The sequence below is a fragment of the Methylobacter sp. S3L5C genome (genome assembly GCF_022788635.1).
In the GTDB taxonomy this organism is placed as follows: domain Bacteria; phylum Pseudomonadota; class Gammaproteobacteria; order Methylococcales; family Methylomonadaceae; genus Methylobacter_C.
The window spans coordinates 1217176-1237319 of the sequence record NZ_CP076024.1; the positions used below are offsets into that span (position 1 = coordinate 1217176).

Below are 20144 nucleotides of genomic sequence, written 5' to 3' on the forward strand. Positions count from 1 at the left end.
TGTTTAAACTGCTTAACTAAAACTCTAGTTTGCAAATCGCACAGCTTGTTTTGATTAGCAAGATGCTTTAGCCGGCATCAAAAACGTCATCATTTCCGTAGGGAAGCTTAAATCATAGCGATATGGTTTGTACCAAGTGTATTAAAGACATCCAAGCGACTGGGAGTTGAATTATTTAATACTTTTGTTTATACAAATTAAGTTTTGAAAAAAAACAAAACACATTTAAAGTAGCTATTCTATTCATTATTCCACCTAAATTTTTTCTTCAAGTTTTCCCCAGGAATCCTGATGCAAACCAGAAATAGTTTACCTTCCTTAAAAGTTATTTTCTTAACCGGCTTAATGGTTTTGTTATTGTCTTCTTGTGGCAAGAAAGAGGCAGCGAAGACTGACGCTATGGTCATTCGGCCTATTAAATTAATGATCGTGGGATCGGCTCTTACTGGCCAGACGCAAAAATTACCGGGTACAGTGCGGGCGACTGACCGGGTCGATCTCGCTTTTCAGGTAGCCGGGCCATTAATTGATCTGCCGGTTAAAGAAGGTCAGAGTGTCAAAAAAGGTGATCTGATCGCCAGAATCGATCCTCAAGATTATGAAACCAGTCTGCGTAACGCTAAAGGAGCTGTTGCTAAAGCGAAAGCGGCTGTCGATTACGCGGCCGCCGAATATCAGCGTTATCTTAATGTTAAGGCAACCGATGCCGGCGCTGTCAGTGATTCTATGGTAAATCTGAAATATACCGCGCAAACAGTCGCCCAAGCAAATTTACAGTCTGCAGCAGCGGGTTTGGCCGCCGCGCAAGATCAATTAAGCTACACCTGGTTACGAGCTCCGTTTACTGGTGTTATTGCTCGAAAATATGTTGATAATTATCAGGAAGTTACTGTAAAAGAGCCGATTTTAAGGCTGCAAAATATGACTGATGTTGAGGTGCTGGTTGATGTACCTGAAGCAATGATGGTGCCAATACGCAAAACGCCGCCTCGCCTGTATGCAGACTTTATCGCCGACCCGTCACGGCGGTTCGAGCTTAAAATTAAGGAAGCTGCGCTACTCGCTGATAATTTGACGCAAACTTACCAGATTGTTTTGGTAATGCCTGCGCCGACCGGCATTCGTATTCTTCCGGGAATGACCGCCACAGTGGCTATTGAATTTGCCAGTGATTCTGTCGATACCGGCGGCATTATTGTTCCGGCTATTGCTGTCTGGGCTGATGATGCCGGTCATCCGATGCTTTGGATAGTGGATACAAAAACCATGGCGGTCCATCGCCGCGCTGTTACTACGGGTGATTTAACCGGAGTTGACGGTATTAAAGTCACGACAGGATTAAGCCCCGAAGAAGTTATTGCCATTAGTGGCGTCAGTAAGTTACAGGAAGATCAAGTCGTCCGAAAACTGGAATAACTTGAGGAACGTGTTTAAAACGGCTACGTGGCTCGATTGCTAAGAGATGTTTAAACAGGTCAGGATAGAAAACAGTTACCTGAAAAAGTACCAGCAAAAAATAATTGCTCACATAGTCTGTCAATAAAGCTTATGGTTTATTGCCTTTTGCCTGAGTATCCGGATTGGCTAATGTAGATCGGCCGTCATGGATGTTGGTATTTTGGATAAAAGCACAGCAAAAACAATAATCAACAAATTGCTAATCGCTATCAAGACAAGGGTCTATCTATGAATTTAGCGGAATGGAGTATACGCAAGAGTCTTATCACCTGGGTGATGACGATACTTTTTTTGGTGGTTGGCTGGAGTTCATATCAGCAGTTGAGCCGCCTTGAAGATCCCGAGTTTACGATCAAGGATGCGGTTATTACCACCCCTTATCCTGGTGCTTCTGCAGCGGAGGTGGAAGAGGAGGTTACCAATCTCATCGAGAAAGCCGCCCAACAAATGGGCCAGCTTAAACGTGTGGAGTCGCGGTCATCACGAGGCTTGTCATGGGTAAAAGTGTCCATGCAGGACAAGTATGATAAAAATAGTCTGCCTCAGGTTTGGGACGAGTTACGCCGAAAAATTAACGATGCTCAACGCTTTCTTCCTCCCGGCGCAGGGCCGTCGTTGGTCAATGATGACTTCGGTGATGTTTATGGTATTTTTCTGGCAATCACCGGTGAGGGTTATAGTTACAAGGAAATTTACGAGTATGCCAAGTTATTGCAGCGTGAATTGTTAAAAGCCAGCGATGTTAAACGCATAGTCCTGTACGGTGACCAAAAAGAAGCCGTTTATGTCGAGATGCGCCGCGAAAAAATGGCTCAACTGGGCATTTCGCCACAAGATATTTATAGCGCCTTAAAATCCAAAAACATTGCCACCAGTGCCGGCAATTTATTGTTAGGCGAGGAATACATTCCAATTAGCCCGACCGGCGAATTTAAATCAGAGCAGGACTTTGGTGATTTGCTTATCAGAAGTTCCAACGCAAAATCAGATAGCTTGATTTATCTGCGTGATGTAGCGGAAATTAAACGCGGTTATCAAGATCCACCAGTAACTTTGCTACGTTATGATGGCAAAACTGCTATCGGTCTGGCGATTTCAACCATACAGGGTGGCAATGTCATGGTCATGTCCGATTCCTTGGATCAGCGCTTTAAGGAGCTGGAAACGCTGCGGCCTATAGGCATGGAATTAAATATCATCTCCCATCAGGCTCAGTCGGTGAAAACTTCGCTAACGGGGTTTTTGATAAACCTTGCCGAAGCGGTAGCCATTGTCGTCGGTGTGTTGCTGTTGTTCATGGGCTTGCGTTCCGGATTGATTTTAGGCGTGGTACTTATGGTGACCATCATGGGTACTTTTATTTTTATGCAGATTAATCACATCACCTTGGAGCGTATTTCTCTGGGTGCCTTGATCATTGCTTTAGGCATGCTGGTGGATTGTGCCATTGTGGTCACTGACGGTATGCGTATGCAAATGGCGCAAGGTAAATCCGGCTTTGATGCCGCCAAAGATATCGTTGGACAAACGGCACTGCCGATGCTGGGTGGCACCATAGTCGCGATTACTGCCTTCGCGGCTATCGGCACCTCTCAAGATTCGACCGGTGAATATTGCCGCACCCTGTTCAGTGTTATTTTATATTCACTGACGTTGAGTTGGTTGACGGCAGTAACGTGTACGCCCTTGCTGTGCGCGACTTTTCTCAAGGTAACCCCCGGTAAGGCCGATAACACCAATAACGATCCTTACGGCAAGGGCTTTTACCGCTTGTACAGTCACTTTCTGGCCGGCTGCATACGTTTTCGCTGGGTGGTGGTGGCTGTTGCCATCGCGTTGTTTATCTCGGCACTACTGGGTTTTGGTTATATCAAAAACAGTTTTTTTCCCGACTCGACCCGGCCACAGTTTTATGTGGACATCTGGTTTCCCGAGGGGACTGATATCAGGGAAACCCAGCGCCAATTCAAGATTGCCGAAGCTACACTCAAAAAGCACGAAGGCGTCACGCATTTAACCAGTACCATCGGCGGCAATCAGGTGCGCTTTTTGTTGACGTATACCCCGGAAAGCAATTATCCCAGTTACGGTCAGATTCTGGTGGATGTGGATGATTACACGCGCATCAAGACTCTGGCACCCGAGGTACAAAAAGAACTTGAAGGACTGTTTCCAGGCGCTATCAGCAATATGCGCCTGTTTGTGCTGGGGCCTTCTACCGGAGGCAAGATTCAATTACGTATTTATGGGCCGGATGCTGAACAACTGAGGATTTTAAATAATAAGGCCGAAACAATTTTATTAAACGATCCCAATGCTCGGGCGGTGCGCAATGAGTGGCGCGAAAAAATCAAGGTCGTTCGACCACAGATGGCAGAAACCCAAGCTCGCAGGGCAGGTATTGACAGGCCCGAACTGGCACAAGCACTGGAATCTGCTTTTCAGGGTACCAAAGTGGGTATTTACCGGGAGCGGGATGAGCTGATTCCTGTTCTGGCGCGCGCGCCGACCACAGAGCGGACGGATCTCGATAGTCTTGACGGTATACAGATATGGAGTCCTGCCGCTCAGTCGATGATCCCGATGGGGCAAATTGTCTCCGGTTTTACTACCGAATTTGAAGACGCCTATGTTTGGCGTAATGATCGACGTAAAATGATTCGCCTTCATGCCGATCCCAGGCAAGGTTTGGCCAGCGAATTATTTGCCCAAGTCAAGGCGAAGATTGAACAAGCTCTTAATGTTGATGTCGCCGGGGTGCTGGGTCATGAGTTGGGTGATACACCTTTCGATGCCAAAACCTTAAAAGTACAGGATAACGATCTGTGGCCGCTTAAAGACAAACCTGGATACTATATGGCCTGGGGCGGCGAGGCAGAAGATTCGGCACGCGCCAATGCCAGTCTGGCAAGCTCCATCCCTATGTTCTTTGGCATCATGGTCTTAATCGTTCTGGTGCTGTTTAATTCCATCAAGAAAATGCTGGTGATCTGGTTGACCGTACCGTTGGCCTTGATTGGCGTCACCGTCGGCTTGCTGGTTTTTAAGCAACCGTTTGGTTTCATGGCATTGCTCGGCTTGATGAGTCTTTCCGGTATGGCCATTAAAGCCTCAATTGTGCTGGTTGATGAAATTGGTGTACAGATTGGCCAAGGCAAAACGCCCTATCAGGCGGTGCTTAGTGCCGGAGTAAGTCGTTTGATTCCGGTTACGATGTCGTCAGGGACAACGATGCTGGGGATGATACCGTTGTTTACGGATGCCTTTTTCATTTCCATGGCAGTGACCATCGTGTTTGGGCTGGGCTTTGCCACGTTATTGATTCTTATCGTGGTGCCGGTACTTTATAGTCTGTTTTTTAACATTCATGAGGATGATAAAAACCTCGATGTAGCGCAACCACAAACCGGCTCGGTGGAGTAGGTCATGGCTATTAATAACAACAAATGCTACTCTCTGGTAACCATGATGACGGCAGCCATGCTCGGTAGTAGTTGTAGCCTGGTTGGCCCTGATTATGTCAAACCGGAAAGCGCTGTCGAAGCCAAATGGATTAATCAGTCATCTCCGGAAATTAGCCGGCGTACCGCTGAATTAGCAACGTGGTGGAAAGTATTTAATGATCCGGTGCTGGACCGGTTAATCGCCGAGGCCCGATTACAGAATCTAAATCTTCAGGTTGCCGGTACCCGCATACTTGAAGCACGCGCCCAACTTGGTATTGTCACCAGTAAGGAATATCCGCAGCTTCAGCAAATGAACGGCGATTTAAGCAAACAACAGATCAGTGCTTTTGCCCCCAATACCAGCTCCCTGATAGATCGCTCTTACTCCAGTACCGGTATCGGCTTTGACATGGGCTGGGAACTTGATCTCTGGGGGAAATTCAGACGCGGCGTGGAGTCGAGTGTGGCAAATTTGGAAGCTTCCGTTGCCGGTTACGATGATGTCCTGGTATCACTGACTGCCGAAGTCGCGCGTACTTATGTACTGGTTCGCACCAGTCAAACACGGATACAGGTTGCTTGTGATAACGTCAAAATTCAGGAACGCACTTTAGAGATAGCCAAGGCACTTTTTTCTGGCGGCCTTATTAATGAACTGGATTATTTGCAGGCAGAAAGCTTATTGAGTAATACGCGTGCCTCGATTCCACCGTTGGAAGCCGAATTACGACAAGCGAAGAATGCTTTAAGTGTGCTTTTAGGCCGAACTCCAGGAACGATTGACAGTTATTTAACCGACAATAAACCCATTCCGGTTGCGCCTGTACAAGTTGCTATTGGCGTCCCTGCTGAATTATTGCGACGACGGCCGGACATTCGCCTTGCCGAACGTCAGCTTGCTACCCAGAGTGCCTTGATTGGTGTAGCCAAAGCCGATTTGTATCCGCATTTTTCCCTGCTGGGCTCCATCAGTTTGAGAGCTAGCGATGCCGCACTGACTTATGCCTCGATGGGCGGCAGTACCTTGGGGCAACTTTTTAACGCCAAGAGTTTTCAGTATTTTATCGGCCCCAGTATTTCCTGGGATATTTTCAATTATGGCCGAATCACCAATCAGGTACGGGTTGAAGATGCCCGTTTTCAATCCTTGGTGGGTGTTTATCGTAATACCGTGCTTAACGCCGCTAAAGAAGCGGAAGACTCAACCGCCGGTTTTTTAAATGCCCAACAACAACGCGACCAATTGCAGCTTAGCTATGCGGCCGCCAAACGCTCTACCGACCTGTCTCTGTATCAATACAGCGAGGGACTGGTGGATTATCAGCGAGTACTTGACTCGCAACGTACGTTGGCCACCTCGCAATCAGCATTGGCCAGTACTACCGGCAATATCGCCATTAACTTGATCGCGCTCTATAAGGCGGTAGGTGGTGGTTGGGAAACCCGGACAGAACAAGATTTTGTTCCAGAAGCGATTAAGAAGACAATGGCCGAGCGTAGCAACTGGGGCAGCTTAATGCAGCCCAAACAACTGGATTTATCTGAACAGGACAAGCGTAAACAATGGCGCTTTCCGGATTGGTAAAGATAGTGATATTAACTACAGGTTATCGTCATGACTAAAGATTCGACTGTACGTATTGGCAAGCATGAGATTAGTCGATTTCGCTTTTTGCTGGGGTCATTGATGATGATGATTGGTTTGCGGCCGTTACTGGACGAATGGCTTGGCGAACGCATCTGGGCGGATGTGAGTACCGATATTTTCTTTGCCTTTGCTTTGATATCCGGCCTCCATGCTATCAGCGGTCAGCCCAGGCAGCTTCGGTTTTGTCTGTTGCTAATTAGTACCATCATCATTCTGCGCTCGTTTCATTATACATTGCACATTCAAATGCCTGTTTTTGATAAAGCTCAAATGGTTGTCGGAGCAATTTTTCTCGTGCAAATGTTAATCATGATTTGGGTACATATCGTAAAGGAAAATGAAGTCACATTAGACTTGATCATGGCCGCTGCCTGCGCTTATATCTTGCTGGGAATGGTCTGGGCTTATGCCTATTACTTTTTGGAAAACTTCCATCCCGGTTCTTTCAATATTGTTGAAAATTCGACTGATGATCTGGTGGATTTTAATTATTACAGTTTTGTAACCCTAACCACGGTGGGTTACGGAGATATTCTTGCCATAACCCGAGCTGCTCGGGCACTTTCTATTTTCGAAGCCATCACCGGCCAACTTTATTTGGCGATTATGATCAGCCGTTTGGTGGGCTTACACGCCTCGCAAAGCGGAAACAACAACAGAAAATAACCCGTCCAGCGACAGTCAAAAACGCCAATCATTATCCACGACAAGTACGAAATAAATGCTGAGTTTTATTATTAAGAAGAGGGTACGAAAGCTGTTGAGCTGACTTAAAAAATGAGCGAATGGTTAGAGCTTATTTAGTGTAACGGGTTGGCAGTACTGATTGTGACTATGTAATGTCCTGTTGTTTCGGGGTAGTGACTCCGCAAGGGCAGTAAGTTTTACGTTAATGTTAACCTGGAGGTTGACAAGTTGGCCTGGTAGGTTATAATAACCGGCTTATTCGGGGTAACGTAGTTTGACCCTGAACCAAGACAGCAACAGGCAATGTCGACAAGGAGTTGACAAACCGAATCCGCTCTGTATAATAGGCGGACTCAACGGTGCTGCGGCACCAACGCTCTTTAACAACTTGATCAAAATAATTTGTGTGGGTACTTGTGGTGATTGTTAGGCTGTTAAAAAATAATCGACACAAAGACAACACATTAAGAAGTAATTTTTAACGTTTAGTTTTGTAGTCGAGCCAAGATTGGCTACTCATCTTATTGAGTGGCAAACTGATTTAAACTGAAGAGTTTGATCATGGCTCAGATTGAACGCTGGCGGTATGCTTAACACATGCAAGTCGAACGGTAACAGGCCTTCGGGCGCTGACGAGTGGCGGACGGGTGAGTAACGCGTAGGAATCTGCCTTATAGTGGGGGACAACGTGGGGAAACCCACGCTAATACCGCATACGCCCTACGGGGGAAAGGAGGGGATCTTCGGACCTTTCGCTATGAGATGAGCCTGCGTTAGATTAGCTAGTTGGTAGGGTAAAGGCCTACCAAGGCGACGATCTATAGCTGGTCTGAGAGGACGATCAGCCACACTGGGACTGAGACACGGCCCAGACTCCTACGGGAGGCAGCAGTGGGGAATATTGGACAATGGGCGAAAGCCTGATCCAGCAATACCGCGTGTGTGAAGAAGGCCTTAGGGTTGTAAAGCACTTTCAATTGGGAGGAAAACCTGCCGGTCAATACCCGGTAGCTTGACATTACCTTTAGAAGAAGCACCGGCTAACTCCGTGCCAGCAGCCGCGGTAATACGGAGGGTGCGAGCGTTAATCGGAATTACTGGGCGTAAAGCGTGCGTAGGTGGTTCGTTAAGTCAGATGTGAAAGCCCTGGGCTCAACCTGGGAACTGCATTTGAAACTGGCGGACTAGAGTTTAGTAGAGGGGAGTGGAATTTCAGGTGTAGCGGTGAAATGCGTAGATATCTGAAGGAACACCAGTGGCGAAGGCGACTCCCTGGACTAAAACTGACGCTGAGGTACGAAAGCGTGGGTAGCAAACAGGATTAGATACCCTGGTAGTCCACGCCGTAAACGATGTCGACTAGCCGTTGGTCCTATTTACAGGATTAGTGGCGCAGCTAACGCATTAAGTCGACCGCCTGGGGAGTACGGCCGCAAGGTTAAAACTCAAATGAATTGACGGGGGCCCGCACAAGCGGTGGAGCATGTGGTTTAATTCGATGCAACGCGAAGAACCTTACCTACCCTTGACATCCAGAGAATCTGTTAGAGATAGTAGAGTGCCTTCGGGAGCTCTGAGACAGGTGCTGCATGGCTGTCGTCAGCTCGTGTCGTGAGATGTTGGGTTAAGTCCCGTAACGAGCGCAACCCTTGTCCTTAGTTGCCAGCGGGTAATGCCGGGAACTCTAGGGAGACTGCCGGTGATAAACCGGAGGAAGGTGGGGACGACGTCAAGTCATCATGGCCCTTATGGGTAGGGCTACACACGTGCTACAATGGCCGGTACAGAGGGCTGCGAACTGGCGACAGTAAGCAAATCCCAGAAAGCCGGTCTTAGTCCGGATTGGAGTCTGCAACTCGACTCCATGAAGTCGGAATCGCTAGTAATCGCGAATCAGAATGTCGCGGTGAATACGTTCCCGGGCCTTGTACACACCGCCCGTCACACCATGGGAGTGGGTTGCAAAAGAAGTGGGTAGTCTAACCTTCGGGAGGGCGCTCACCACTTTGTGATTCATGACTGGGGTGAAGTCGTAACAAGGTAGCCCTAGGGGAACCTGGGGCTGGATCACCTCCTTACAAAGATGGTCTATCGTCATCATGCGTATCCACAACAAATTATTTTGATCAGACGCAGTATGAGCCCAGGGCCTGTAGCTCAGTTGGTTAGAGCGCACCCCTGATAAGGGTGAGGTCGGTGGTTCGAGTCCACCCAGGCCCACCACCTCGCCGCAAGGTAAGCGTGATGTGGCCCGGGGATGTCAGTAAGCAGCAGCGCAAGCATAAGCAAGACACATTGGGGCTATAGCTCAGCTGGGAGAGCACCTGCCTTGCACGCAGGGGGTCAGCGGTTCGATCCCGCTTAGCTCCACCAATTCTATAACGTTTCGATTCACTTAAGAATCAGCAGAGACCTTATAGAATTGGTGTATTTATTGAATACACGAATAGCTCTTTAACAATTTGGAAATCTGTAACAACGTAATCTTGATCTGTAAAGGTGACAGGATTACGCAACGAGTTCGCGTACACAGACGAAGTCAGCGGATAGTAACAAGACTTGGCCGATTAAGCAATTAATCAGCCAAGCTGGCTACTAAAGCGCAACCACAGAGTAGCACGCGAATGAGTTCTCAAAAACAGAAAAAAGCGATTAAGAAAGCTGATCGGTATAACACGTAACGATGTTAACCGGCTAACCCGCCAACAGAAAATACCCTGTTGACGGGCTAACCGGCGAAAACAGACTTATTGGGGTTATATGGTCAAGTGAATAAGCGCATACGGTGGATGCCTAGGCAGTGAGAGGCGATGAAGGACGTTGTAGCATGCGATAAGCCGCGGGGAGTTTGCAAACTAACCCTGATCCGCGGATTTCCGAATGGGGAAACCCGGCCAACATCAGTTGGTCACATTACAGTGAATACATAGCTGTATTGAGCGAACCCGGAGAACTGAAACATCTAAGTACCCGGAGGAAAAGAAATCAACCGAGATTCCCCTAGTAGCGGCGAGCGAACGGGGATTAGCCCTTAAGTTGTATAGTTGTTAGTGGAACAGTCTGGAAAGTCTGGCGATACAGGGTGATAGCCCCGTACACGAAAACGCTATACAGTGAAAACGAGTAGGTCGGAGCACGTGAAACTTTGACTGAACATGGGGGGACCATCCTCCAAGGCTAAATACTCCTTACTGACCGATAGTGAACCAGTACCGTGAGGGAAAGGCGAAAAGAACCCCGGAGAGGGGAGTGAAATAGATCCTGAAACCGTATGCGTACAAGCAGTGGGAGCACCCTCGTGGTGTGACTGCGTACCTTTTGTATAATGGGTCAGCGACTTAATCTCAGTGGCAAGCTTAACCGAATAGGGGAGGCGTAGCGAAAGCGAGTCTTAATAGGGCGTTTAGTCGCTGGGATTAGACCCGAAACCGGGCGATCTATCCATGGCCAGGCTGAAGGTGAGGTAATACTTACTGGAGGGCCGAACCCACGTATGTTGAAAAATGCGGGGATGAGCTGTGGATCGGAGTGAAAGGCTAATCAAGCTCGGAGATAGCTGGTTCTCCTCGAAAGCTATTTAGGTAGCGCCTCGTGTATAACTGTTGGGGGTAGAGCACTGTTTCGGCTAGGGGGTCATCTCGACTTACCAACCCGATGCAAACTCCGAATACCAACAAGTTTGAGCACGGGAGACACACGGCGGGTGATAAGGTCCGTCGTGGAAAGGGAAACAGCCCAGACCGTCAGCTAAGGTCCCAAAATCTATGCTCAGTGGGAAACGATGTGGAAAGGCCCAGACAGCCAGGAGGTTGGCTTAGAAGCAGCCATCCTTTAAAGAAAGCGTAATAGCTCACTGGTCGAGTCGGTCTGCGCGGAAGATTTACCGGGGCTAAGCATAGTACCGAAGCTACGGGTTCATCTTTTAGATGAGCGGTAGAGGAGCGTTCTGTACGCCTGCGAAGGTGAACTGAGAAGTTTGCTGGAGGTATCAGAAGTGCGAATGCTGACATGAGTAACGATAATGGGGGTGAAAAACCCCCACGCCGAAAACCCAAGGTTTCCTGCGCAACGCTAATCGACGCAGGGTTAGTCGGTACCTAAGGCGAGGCTGAAAAGCGTAGTCGATGGAAAGCAGGTTAATATTCCTGCACTAGTAGTAACTGCGATGGGGTGACGGAGAAGGCTAGGTCAGCTGACGGTTGGAAGTGTCAGTTTAAGCGAGTAGGGAGGGTTCTTAGGCAAATCCGGGAACCTCTATTCTGAGACGTGATGACGAGACTCTCCTCGGAGAGACGAAGTGATTGATGCCATGCTTCCAAGAAAAACCTCTAAGCTTCAGGTTACTAGTAGCCGTACCCCAAACCGACACAGGTGGGTGGGATGAGAATTCTAAGGCGCTTGAGAGAACTCGGCTGAAGGAACTAGGCAAAATGATACCGTAACTTCGGGAGAAGGTATGCCCTTGGTAAGTGAAGTCCCTTGCGGATGGAGCTGAAGAGGGTTGCAATAAAATGGTGGCTGCGACTGTTTAGCAAAAACATAGCACTCTGCAAACTCGGAAGAGGAAGTATAGGGTGTGACGCCTGCCCGGTGCTGGAAGGTTAATTGATGGGGTTATCTTCGGAGAAGCTCTTGATCGAAGCCCCAGTAAACGGCGGCCGTAACTATAACGGTCCTAAGGTAGCGAAATTCCTTGTCGGGTAAGTTCCGACCTGCACGAATGGCGTAACGATGGCCACACTGTCTCCAGCCGAGACTCAGTGAAATTGAAATTGCGGTGAAGATGCCGTATACCCGCGGCTAGACGGAAAGACCCCGTGAACCTTTACTATAGCTTGACACTGGACTTTGAATCGATTTGTGTAGGATAGGTGGGAGACTTAGAAGCCGGAACGCTAGTTTTGGTGGAGTCAACCTTGAAATACCACCCTGGTTTATTTGAAGTTCTAACCTGGATCCATTATCTGGATTGGGGACAGTGTCTGGTGGGTAGTTTGACTGGGGCGGTCTCCTCCTAAAGAGTAACGGAGGAGCACGAAGGTACCCTCAGCCTGGTCGGAAATCAGGCAATGAGTGCAATGGCATAAGGGTGCTTGACTGCGAGATAGACACATCGAGCAGGTACGAAAGTAGGTCATAGTGATCCGGTGGTTCTGTATGGAAGGGCCATCGCTCAACGGATAAAAGGTACTCCGGGGATAACAGGCTGATACCGCCCAAGAGTTCATATCGACGGCGGTGTTTGGCACCTCGATGTCGGCTCATCACATCCTGGGGCTGAAGCAGGTCCCAAGGGTATGGCTGTTCGCCATTTAAAGTGGTACGCGAGCTGGGTTCAGAACGTCGTGAGACAGTTCGGTCCCTATCTGCCGTGGGCGTTTGAGATTTGAGGGAAGCTGCTCCTAGTACGAGAGGACCGGAGTGGACGAACCTCTGGTGTTCCGGTTGTCATGCCAATGGCATTGCCGGGTAGCTACGTTCGGACAGGATAACCGCTGAAAGCATCTAAGCGGGAAGCCCCTCCCAAGATGAGATCTCACTGGGACCATGAGTCCCCTGAAGGGCCCTGGAAGACTACCAGGTTGATAGGCACGGTGTGGAAGCGCAGTAATGTGTGAAGCTAACGTGTACTAATTGCCCGTGAGGCTTGACCATATAACACCCAATCAGTTTGGGCGTGTTATAGCCCAAGATAACTAGTCATAGTTGTCTTGGCCAGCCGATTATCGCTAATCACTGTATAGAAAACGAACAAAAAGAAAACAAAAACAAGACCAGAAAAAGCACGACCCGATTGTTACAGATTTCCAGCGGAATGGCTAATCCCATACCGAAGACCGTCGACAGGCAAATAAAATAGCCTGAGGCGACACCAGTTTGCTTGGTGACCATAGCGAGCGTGAACCACCCGATCCCATCCCGAACTCGGAAGTGAAACCGCTTAGCGCCGATGATAGTGTGGCAGTTTGCCATGCGAAAGTAGGGAATTGCCAAGCGCTTAAATTAAAAACCCAAGATAACCTCTTGGGTTTTTTTTTGCCTGTTAGTCTGAAAAATAGCACGTAAATAGCATTAGTAAATAATATGATATTTCACTCAAGTAATATTGCCAAACTGAATAACCCTGAATTGCAAAGCAGGGCTATTATGAGAGATAATGTTCGGCTATGCATAGTCTGCTATGCTTGTCGGATAAATCCTGTAACACGCCATACGCTCAATAAAGAGCCTGTATGTAAGCTTTGGAAAACGCTATGAAAAAGACCATGTACGAAAAGATTTTGGACAGCCATCTTGTCGTTGACGAGGCTGGACAGGCTCCTTTGATTTATGTTGATCGCCATCTTATGCATGAGGTAACCAGTCCTCAGGCTTTTGAAGGATTGAGATTGTCTGGACGGAAAGTACGCAATCCACATAGCATATTGGCTACAATGGATCATTGTGTGCCTACCAAAAATCGTGATCTGCCTATTGCTGATCCGATAGCGCGGAAACAAATCGAAACCATGGCTGAAAATTGTCGTGAAAACGGTTTGAATCTATATGATATGAAAAATCCAAATAACGGCGTAATTCATGTCGTGGTGCCTGAGCATGGTTTTGTTCATCCGGGTATGGTCGTTGTTTGTGGTGATAGCCACACGGCAACTCATGGTGCCTTTGGTGCACTTGCGTTTGGCATAGGTACATCCGAAGTAGAGCATGTGATGGCTACCCAGACGTTGCCACAGAAAAAATCCAAAACCATGCAGGTGGTAGTTAATGGTGAATTATCCAAATATGCTTCCGCAAAAGATATTGCCTTGGCAATTACCGGAAAAATTGGCACGGCAGGCGGTACCGGTTATGTAATTGAATATACCGGTTCGGCAATTAAGGCACTTTCAATGGAAGGCCGGATGACTTTGTGTAATATGGCTATTGAAGCAGGAGCCAGAGCCGGACTAGTCGCGCCTGATGAAAAAACCTACGAGTATCTCAAAGGCCGTGAATTTGCACCCTACGGTCAGCATTGGGATCAGGCATTGGCTTATTGGAAGACTCTTCCGAGCGATGAGGGTGCGGTATTTGATGCAACTGTCACGCTTGATGCTGCCGACATTGCTCCTCAAGTTTCCTGGGGAACCTCTCCCGAACAGGTTGTTGGAGTTGATGGTGTTGTTCCTGCTCCAGAAAGCTTTGATGATGAAATAAAACGCAAAGCGTGTGAAGGTGCATTGGCTTATATGGGCTTGACACCAAATACCAAAATTACTGATATTCCTGTTGATCTTGTTTTTATTGGTTCTTGTACCAATGGACGTATCGAAGACTTTAGAATTGCTGCACAAATAGCAAAAGGTACAAAAGTAGCCAAGGGCGTCACGGCGATTGCTGTGCCAGGTTCCTATCATGTGAAACAGCAGGCTGAAGAAGAAGGTTTGGACAAGATTTTTATTGATGCCGGTTGGGAATGGCGTGATCCGGGTTGTTCCATGTGTCTGGCGATGAATGGTGATGAACTGACCAAGGGCCAGCGTAGTGCATCGACTTCAAACCGTAATTTTGAAGGACGCCAAGGTAAAGGTGGGCGTACGCACCTTGTTTCACCTGCAATGGCAGCTGCAGCTGCAGCTGCTGGTCATTTTGTCGATATTCGCAACCTTTAACACACAGGCAAACCGGAGAAATTATGGAACCGTATAAAAAACATGAAAGTATTGCTGCTTTGATGGATCGTAGCAATGTTGATACTGATCAGATTATTCCCAAGCAGTTTCTAAAAAGAGTTGAACGAAGTGGCTTTGGCGTGCATTTATTTCACGACTGGCGTTTTAATGATGACGGCTCGGATAACGCTGAGTTTGAACTAAACAAGCCTGCATTTAAAGGAGCCAAAATTCTGGTTGCTGGCGATAATTTTGGTTGTGGTTCTTCTCGTGAACATGCGCCATGGGCAATTGCAGATTATGGTTTTAACACCATTATTTCTACCAGCTATGCCGATATTTTTTATAATAATTGTTTTAAAAACGGCATCCTGGCGATAAAGGTTAACAAAGAGCAACTAGACAAATTAATGGCAGAGATTAGTGCCAATGAAGGTGTGCGCTTTGTGGTTGATTTGGAAAGCCAGCAAGTTATCACGCCGGCGGGTAATGGTTTTACCTTTGACATAGACCCGTTTCGTAAAAGCAATTTATTAAGCGGTTTGGATGATATAGGCTTGACCTTGAAGCATGTCGACAAGATCACCGAGTATGAAAAACATCATAAGGAAACTTATCCCTGGTTGTGGGCTTAAGGATTTTAGATTGCCGGGCCGGGATTTACTTAAAGCGTTTATCCCGGCTTACGCGCTTAACTTTTAAGTTATACCGGGGTAAAAATGGATAGCTGGAAATTTACACCTTATGATATTAATCAATGGAATAAGGCAGAGGAAAGAATACTTTTTGTTGCATCTGAACCCAATGGAGATAAACCCAATAGCGGAATTTTAGATATGGGAGATTGGTTTAGAACTGCGGCACCAAAAAATAAGTATCACAAGAATAAACCGTTTTTTAGACGATGTGAAATCATGCTAAACGGTATAAATGATAAAAATATAGGCAATATATTTGATAATTTCAGATTTATGGCTTTGAACCCAATTCAGGGTGACCCGACGCCAGGTTCAAATACTGTTTCGGATTATGTCACAAACAATATGAATGAGGTAATCAAGTACTTTAATTCTACTGATAAGAAATTTGGCTTGGCTCCTAATATCATCGTATTACTTGGTAATACAGCACAATCAGTATTTATTGGTTGTATCAGAAAACAGCTGATAAATGATAAGTCTTTAAAGTGGATAGCCATGCCACACCCATCAGCGCAAATAGCATATGATGGCTTGGAAATGGCGAGTAAAAAAATCAGGGAACATCTTAAGCCAATTAATGAAGACGCTGAAAAGTGGGTTTATCAGTTGGATAATTTTGATGACTGGAGAAGTATTTAATAGCCGTGTCGGGTTAGTATGTATGATAGGTAAAGCTGATAGCTGAACTTTATTATAGGTAACTAAAAATCAATCATGAAAAATAACAGTCACTAACTATGCCCACCGATTCCAGAACCATTCAACTAATGGACACCACCTTGCGTGATGGTGAACAAACTCAAGGTGTCTCTTTTACGCCTACAGAAAAAGTACATATTGCCAAAGCCCTGTTACAGTCATTAAAGGTTGACCGGATTGAGGTTGCTTCTGCCCGGGTCTCTCAGGGCGAAAAAGAGGCGGTCACCAACATTAACCAATGGGCACAACAGGAAGGTTTCGTTGGTTGCGTTGAAGTACTTGGCTTTGTTGATCATACCAAAAGTGTTGACTGGATTTTGGAAACGGGTGGCGGGGTAATCAATTTACTGACCAAAGGCAGCGAAAAACATTGTCGTGAACAGTTGGGAAAAACACTGGCTCAGCATACTGACGATGTTCTGAAAACTGTTGATTATGCCTTGGAAAAAGGTCTGAAGGTTAATGTTTACCTTGAGGATTGGTCAAACGGTTATCAAGACAGTCCCGATTATGTTTATGGTTTAATGGATAATTTGCGGCATTCGGGTATCAAGCACTTCATGTTGCCCGACACACTGGGTGTTTTATCACCCGAAGAGGTATTTAATAACCTCAGCGATATGTGTAACCGCTATCCGGAATTACAATTTGATTTTCATCCCCATAATGATTACGGACTGGCAACGGCAAATGTCATGGCGGCTGTTCGGGCTGGTGTAAACTCTATACACTGTACCATTAATTGCCTGGGTGAACGGGCCGGTAATGCTTCACTTGCTGAAGTTGCGGTGGTATTGCGAGATAAGATGAATATGCAGTTATCTATTGATGAGAGGCATATTGTTCGTATCAGTAATATGGTTGAAAATTTTTCCGGAAAACGGGTTGCCGCTAATGCACCCATTATTGGTGCCGATGTCTTTACACAAACCGCAGGGATTCACGCTGATGGTGATCAAAAGGGCGGTTTATATAAAACCAAATTAGGCCCAGAACGCTTTTCTCGTACCCGAAGTTACGCTCTGGGTAAAATGAGTGGCAAAGCCTCATTGAAAAAAAATCTGGAACAGCTAGAACTTGATCTCTCTGAAGAAAATCAGAAAAAAGTGCTGGAACGAATTGTTAGTTTGGGCGACTCAAAACAGACCATCACCACAGATGATTTGCCTTTTATTATTGCCGATGTCCTGGAAAGTAAAGATTATCAACATATAAAATTGCTGAATTGCTCCATTACCAGTGGTCTTGATTTAGAGTCAACAGCCAGTATTCGTGTCAATGTCAACGGCTCCAAGCATATTGCTTCAGGTTCCGGTAATGGAGGTTTTGATGCTTTTATAGACGCCATTAACAAGGTGATGAAATTACATCACTATACCTTGCCGGCATTGGCTGATTATGAAGTCAGAATTCCAAGGGGCGGCCATACCAATGCTTTAACTGAGTGTGTGATTACCTGGGATTGCGGCGGGAGCTTACGTAAAACCCGTGCTGTACATGCTAATCAGGTTTTTTCCGGTATCTTGGCTGCGTTAAAAATTATTAATATGCAGTTGCATGAATTTGATACAAATCCTGCTTAAAAATATCGGGTAGTTAATAGGCTATCCTTTTCGGCAAATAATAAACTTAAGGTAACTCTAAAAAAATACCTCCCCGAATCGTTGTCTTAATTAATTTCTGTAGGAGCAGCGGGAGCATGTCCGCAATCCCTACTAAAAAGTCGAATAAATTGCCTTTTTCTTACGGAATGATAGATCATTAGTGTATTCCTGACATATATTTAAACATAAATTACACCCTATAAATTTATAACGTGAGAGATTTGGTCGATGAGTAAACAAAAGCTATCGTTACAGGAACAATTACTAAAATCCGGTTTGGTGAGTTCCGCTCACGCTAAAAGTGCTAAATCCGATAAACGAAAACAAACTCAGCATCAGCGTCAGAATAATGTAACTGTGGTTGATGAAGCCAAAGAGCTGGTTAAAAAAGCACAGGCAGAAAAAGTCGAAAGAGACCGCGAACTTAATCAGTTAATCAAGCAGCAAGAAGAGCAAAAACACCTGATTGCACAAGTTAAACAATTGATTGAATTAAACCGATTGCCTAAAGACGCTGATGGCATAGCTTATCATTTTAATGATAAGAATAAGGTAAAGACATTATATGTCTCTGAAACCATGCGGGATCAAATTATTCGTGGCAAACTGGCTGTAGTAAAGTGGGGAGCAAGTTATGAAGTGGTTTCGTCTGAGGTAGCAAAAAAAATAAGCTTACGTGATGCAGGTAGTGTTATTGTTCATAATGAGCCAATCGCCAGTACCATTGATAATAATGACGATCCTTATGCGGGCTATCAAATCCCGGATGATTTGATGTGGTAATGCTATGTTGTAAATAAAAAAAGGGGGGGCAAATCTATATTGGCCCCCGGCACTATTATTTTTTAGCGCTTTCCTGCTTAATCAGATGATTGATAATTTCAATCATCTTTTCATGAGATCCGGCCAAAGTGCCATTGGTTTTGTATTTGCCATTAATAATAACGGCAGGAACTCCGGTTATACCGTAACGAGCCGCCATGAGAGGTGCCTGACGCATTTTGGCATCGACGACAAAGGAATTATAAGCTTCTTTAAATTGGCTTTCGCTAACACCATGTGCTGCAAAAAATTTGGCCAATGCTTCTTCAGTATCGAGAGTTTCTTTTTTGTTTTGCACAGCATCAAAAAAATCACCATGAACTTTATCAACAATTCCTAAGGCTTCAGCGGTGTAATAAGCTTTGGCATGTTTACTCCAAAGTTCATTAAATGCAGCAGGCTGACGGATAAATTCAACATTTTTAGGCAGATTTTTTGCCCATTTTTCAAGTAAAGGTTCAAAGCTGTAGCAATGCGGGCAGCCGTACCAGAAGAATTCAATGACTTCAATTTTGTCCGGGTTTTGTGTGGGTTGAGCCGGTGAAAGTGTTTCATAGCCTACTGCAGGTTCAGCTTTTAACAGAAAAGAGCTGGAAAGTAACAAGACTAACAGAACAGATTGAGTAATTTTTTTAAGCATAATTTAGTTCTCAATAGAGAGTATGGTTTGAATAGCATAATATAGCGCTAATGACCCCGACATTTTTAGTTTATTTCATCATTGAAATACGATAAGAAACCGCTTTGATTTCCTCATCAGTCATTTTTTTGGCAATCATATGCATCATATTGTCAGGGTTATTACTACGAGCGCCAGATTTAAAGTCAGTGAGTGTTTTTATTAGATAATCAGCATGTTGTGATTTTAATAACGGAAATGCTGCGGGTTTGTTACCTTCACCAAACGGGCCATGACAGGCAATACAGGCGGAGACTTCTCTGGTTAAATCGCCATTACGATACAAGTCACTGCCTTGGGCAATAATGGTATCAATCGTCGCATTAGCATCTGCTTTTTTCTCGCCTTCTGCAGTGGCAGGTTTTTCATCGTCGTCTTCGTCATCCAAAATCGGTAGCTCGTTTGCTGACACTTTTTGTATCGCGTAGTATGCCGCGATATTAATCATGTCTTCATCAGTCAATCCCATCGCTATTGCTGACATCATGGGATTTTTGCGTGTGCCGGTTTTAAAGGCTTGTAACTGTTTTATAAGGTATGAAGAATGCTGCTGTGCAAGCTTGGGGAATGTTGATACCATGCTGTTACCATTGTCTCCGTGACAACTGACGCAGGCGGCCGCTTTTTCTTTTCCTGCACTAATACTGCTCTCTGCATGTAAAATACCTGAAGTACTGGTAAACGCCAGGGCTAGTGAAAGTGCCAGCAGTTTTTTTTTCATCGGTTTCCCCTTTGGAATAAAGTAGTC

11 protein-coding genes, 2 tRNA genes and 3 rRNA genes are annotated in these 20144 nt (G+C 46.0%); 14 read left to right on the forward strand and 2 right to left on the reverse strand.

Going from position 1 to position 20144, the window contains the following annotated elements; translation table 11 throughout:
* The first annotated feature begins 291 nt into the window (after window positions 1–291).
* The 14 genes from KKZ03_RS05645 (at window position 292) to KKZ03_RS05710 (ending at window position 18678) form a co-directional block, all read left to right on the forward strand.
* Complete coding sequence (locus KKZ03_RS05645; protein ID WP_243220557.1) at window positions 292–1416, forward strand: efflux RND transporter periplasmic adaptor subunit; 1125 nt, start codon at window positions 292–294, stop codon at window positions 1414–1416.
* A 270-nt stretch (window positions 1417–1686) separates the two neighbouring features.
* Window positions 1687–4881: an efflux RND transporter permease subunit gene (locus KKZ03_RS05650; protein ID WP_243220558.1), complete on the forward strand. Its 3195-nt coding sequence runs from the start codon at window positions 1687–1689 to the stop codon at window positions 4879–4881.
* Window positions 4882–4884: 3 nt separating this feature from the next.
* Window positions 4885–6489, forward strand: a complete 1605-nt coding sequence (locus tag KKZ03_RS05655; RefSeq protein WP_243220559.1) for an efflux transporter outer membrane subunit — start codon at window positions 4885–4887, stop codon at window positions 6487–6489.
* 30 nt (window positions 6490–6519) lie between these two features.
* Window positions 6520–7218, forward strand: coding sequence for a potassium channel family protein (locus tag KKZ03_RS05660; protein ID WP_243220560.1), 699 nt, complete (start codon window positions 6520–6522; stop codon window positions 7216–7218).
* A 564-nt stretch (window positions 7219–7782) separates the two neighbouring features.
* Window positions 7783–9317: ribosomal RNA gene (locus tag KKZ03_RS05665) — 16S ribosomal RNA — on the forward strand.
* Between the two features lie 68 nt (window positions 9318–9385).
* Window positions 9386–9462 (forward strand) — tRNA-Ile (locus KKZ03_RS05670).
* A gap of 74 nt (window positions 9463–9536) precedes the next feature.
* Window positions 9537–9612: transfer RNA gene (locus tag KKZ03_RS05675), tRNA-Ala, on the forward strand.
* Window positions 9613–10001: 389 nt separating this feature from the next.
* Window positions 10002–12894: ribosomal RNA gene (locus KKZ03_RS05680) — 23S ribosomal RNA — on the forward strand.
* A 225-nt stretch (window positions 12895–13119) separates the two neighbouring features.
* Window positions 13120–13235, forward strand: a 5S ribosomal RNA gene (gene rrf, locus KKZ03_RS05685).
* The 16S, 23S and 5S rRNA genes sit together here with 2 tRNA genes alongside, the layout of an rRNA operon.
* Before the next feature lie 258 nt (window positions 13236–13493).
* Complete coding sequence (gene leuC, locus KKZ03_RS05690; protein WP_243220561.1) at window positions 13494–14891, forward strand: 3-isopropylmalate dehydratase large subunit; 1398 nt, start codon at window positions 13494–13496, stop codon at window positions 14889–14891.
* A 23-nt stretch (window positions 14892–14914) separates the two neighbouring features.
* Window positions 14915–15526 carry a 3-isopropylmalate dehydratase small subunit gene (gene leuD, locus KKZ03_RS05695; RefSeq protein ID WP_243220562.1) on the forward strand — a complete coding sequence of 204 codons (612 nt, stop codon included), beginning with the start codon at window positions 14915–14917 and terminating at the stop codon, window positions 15524–15526.
* An 84-nt stretch (window positions 15527–15610) separates the two neighbouring features.
* The gene (locus KKZ03_RS05700; RefSeq protein ID WP_243220563.1) at window positions 15611–16231 is read left to right on the forward strand and encodes a uracil-DNA glycosylase family protein; all 621 of its coding nucleotides are present in this window, start codon (window positions 15611–15613) and stop codon (window positions 16229–16231) included.
* A 98-nt stretch (window positions 16232–16329) separates the two neighbouring features.
* Window positions 16330–17874, forward strand: a complete 1545-nt coding sequence (locus tag KKZ03_RS05705) for an alpha-isopropylmalate synthase regulatory domain-containing protein (RefSeq protein ID WP_243220564.1) — start codon at window positions 16330–16332, stop codon at window positions 17872–17874.
* Between the two features lie 249 nt (window positions 17875–18123).
* Window positions 18124–18678, forward strand: coding sequence for a DUF2058 domain-containing protein (locus tag KKZ03_RS05710; RefSeq protein WP_243220565.1), 555 nt, complete (start codon window positions 18124–18126; stop codon window positions 18676–18678).
* A gap of 55 nt (window positions 18679–18733) precedes the next feature.
* On the opposite strand, the gene KKZ03_RS05715 is transcribed toward KKZ03_RS05710, so the two are convergent.
* Together KKZ03_RS05715 and KKZ03_RS05720 are read right to left on the reverse strand one after the other, a co-directional pair.
* Entirely contained in the window at window positions 18734–19357 is a 624-nt protein-coding gene (locus KKZ03_RS05715; RefSeq protein WP_243220566.1) for a thiol:disulfide interchange protein DsbA/DsbL, read from the reverse strand.
* Between the two features lie 70 nt (window positions 19358–19427).
* Complete coding sequence (locus KKZ03_RS05720) at window positions 19428–20117, reverse strand: cytochrome c (protein WP_243220567.1); 690 nt, start codon at window positions 20115–20117, stop codon at window positions 19428–19430.
* Window positions 20118–20144 lie beyond the last annotated feature (27 nt).

Excerpts from the sequence above, each read along its gene's own strand:
- KKZ03_RS05660 (WP_243220560.1), top strand. The coding sequence starts at position 6,520 with ATGACTAAAGATTCGACTGTACGTATTGGCAAGCATGAGATTAGTCGA.
- leuD (WP_243220562.1), top strand. The coding sequence starts at position 14,915 with ATGGAACCGTATAAAAAACATGAAAGTATTGCTGCTTTGATGGATCGT.
- KKZ03_RS05650 (WP_243220558.1), top strand. The coding sequence starts at position 1,687 with ATGAATTTAGCGGAATGGAGTATACGCAAGAGTCTTATCACCTGGGTG.
- KKZ03_RS05700 (WP_243220563.1), top strand. The coding sequence starts at position 15,611 with ATGGATAGCTGGAAATTTACACCTTATGATATTAATCAATGGAATAAG.
- KKZ03_RS05655 (WP_243220559.1), top strand. The coding sequence starts at position 4,885 with ATGGCTATTAATAACAACAAATGCTACTCTCTGGTAACCATGATGACG.
- KKZ03_RS05715 (WP_243220566.1), bottom strand. The coding sequence starts at position 19,357 with ATGCTTAAAAAAATTACTCAATCTGTTCTGTTAGTCTTGTTACTTTCC.
- KKZ03_RS05710 (WP_243220565.1), top strand. The coding sequence starts at position 18,124 with ATGAGTAAACAAAAGCTATCGTTACAGGAACAATTACTAAAATCCGGT.
- KKZ03_RS05645 (WP_243220557.1), top strand. The coding sequence starts at position 292 with ATGCAAACCAGAAATAGTTTACCTTCCTTAAAAGTTATTTTCTTAACC.
- leuC (WP_243220561.1), top strand. The coding sequence starts at position 13,494 with ATGAAAAAGACCATGTACGAAAAGATTTTGGACAGCCATCTTGTCGTT.
- KKZ03_RS05705 (WP_243220564.1), top strand. The coding sequence starts at position 16,330 with ATGCCCACCGATTCCAGAACCATTCAACTAATGGACACCACCTTGCGT.
- KKZ03_RS05720 (WP_243220567.1), bottom strand. The coding sequence starts at position 20,117 with ATGAAAAAAAAACTGCTGGCACTTTCACTAGCCCTGGCGTTTACCAGT.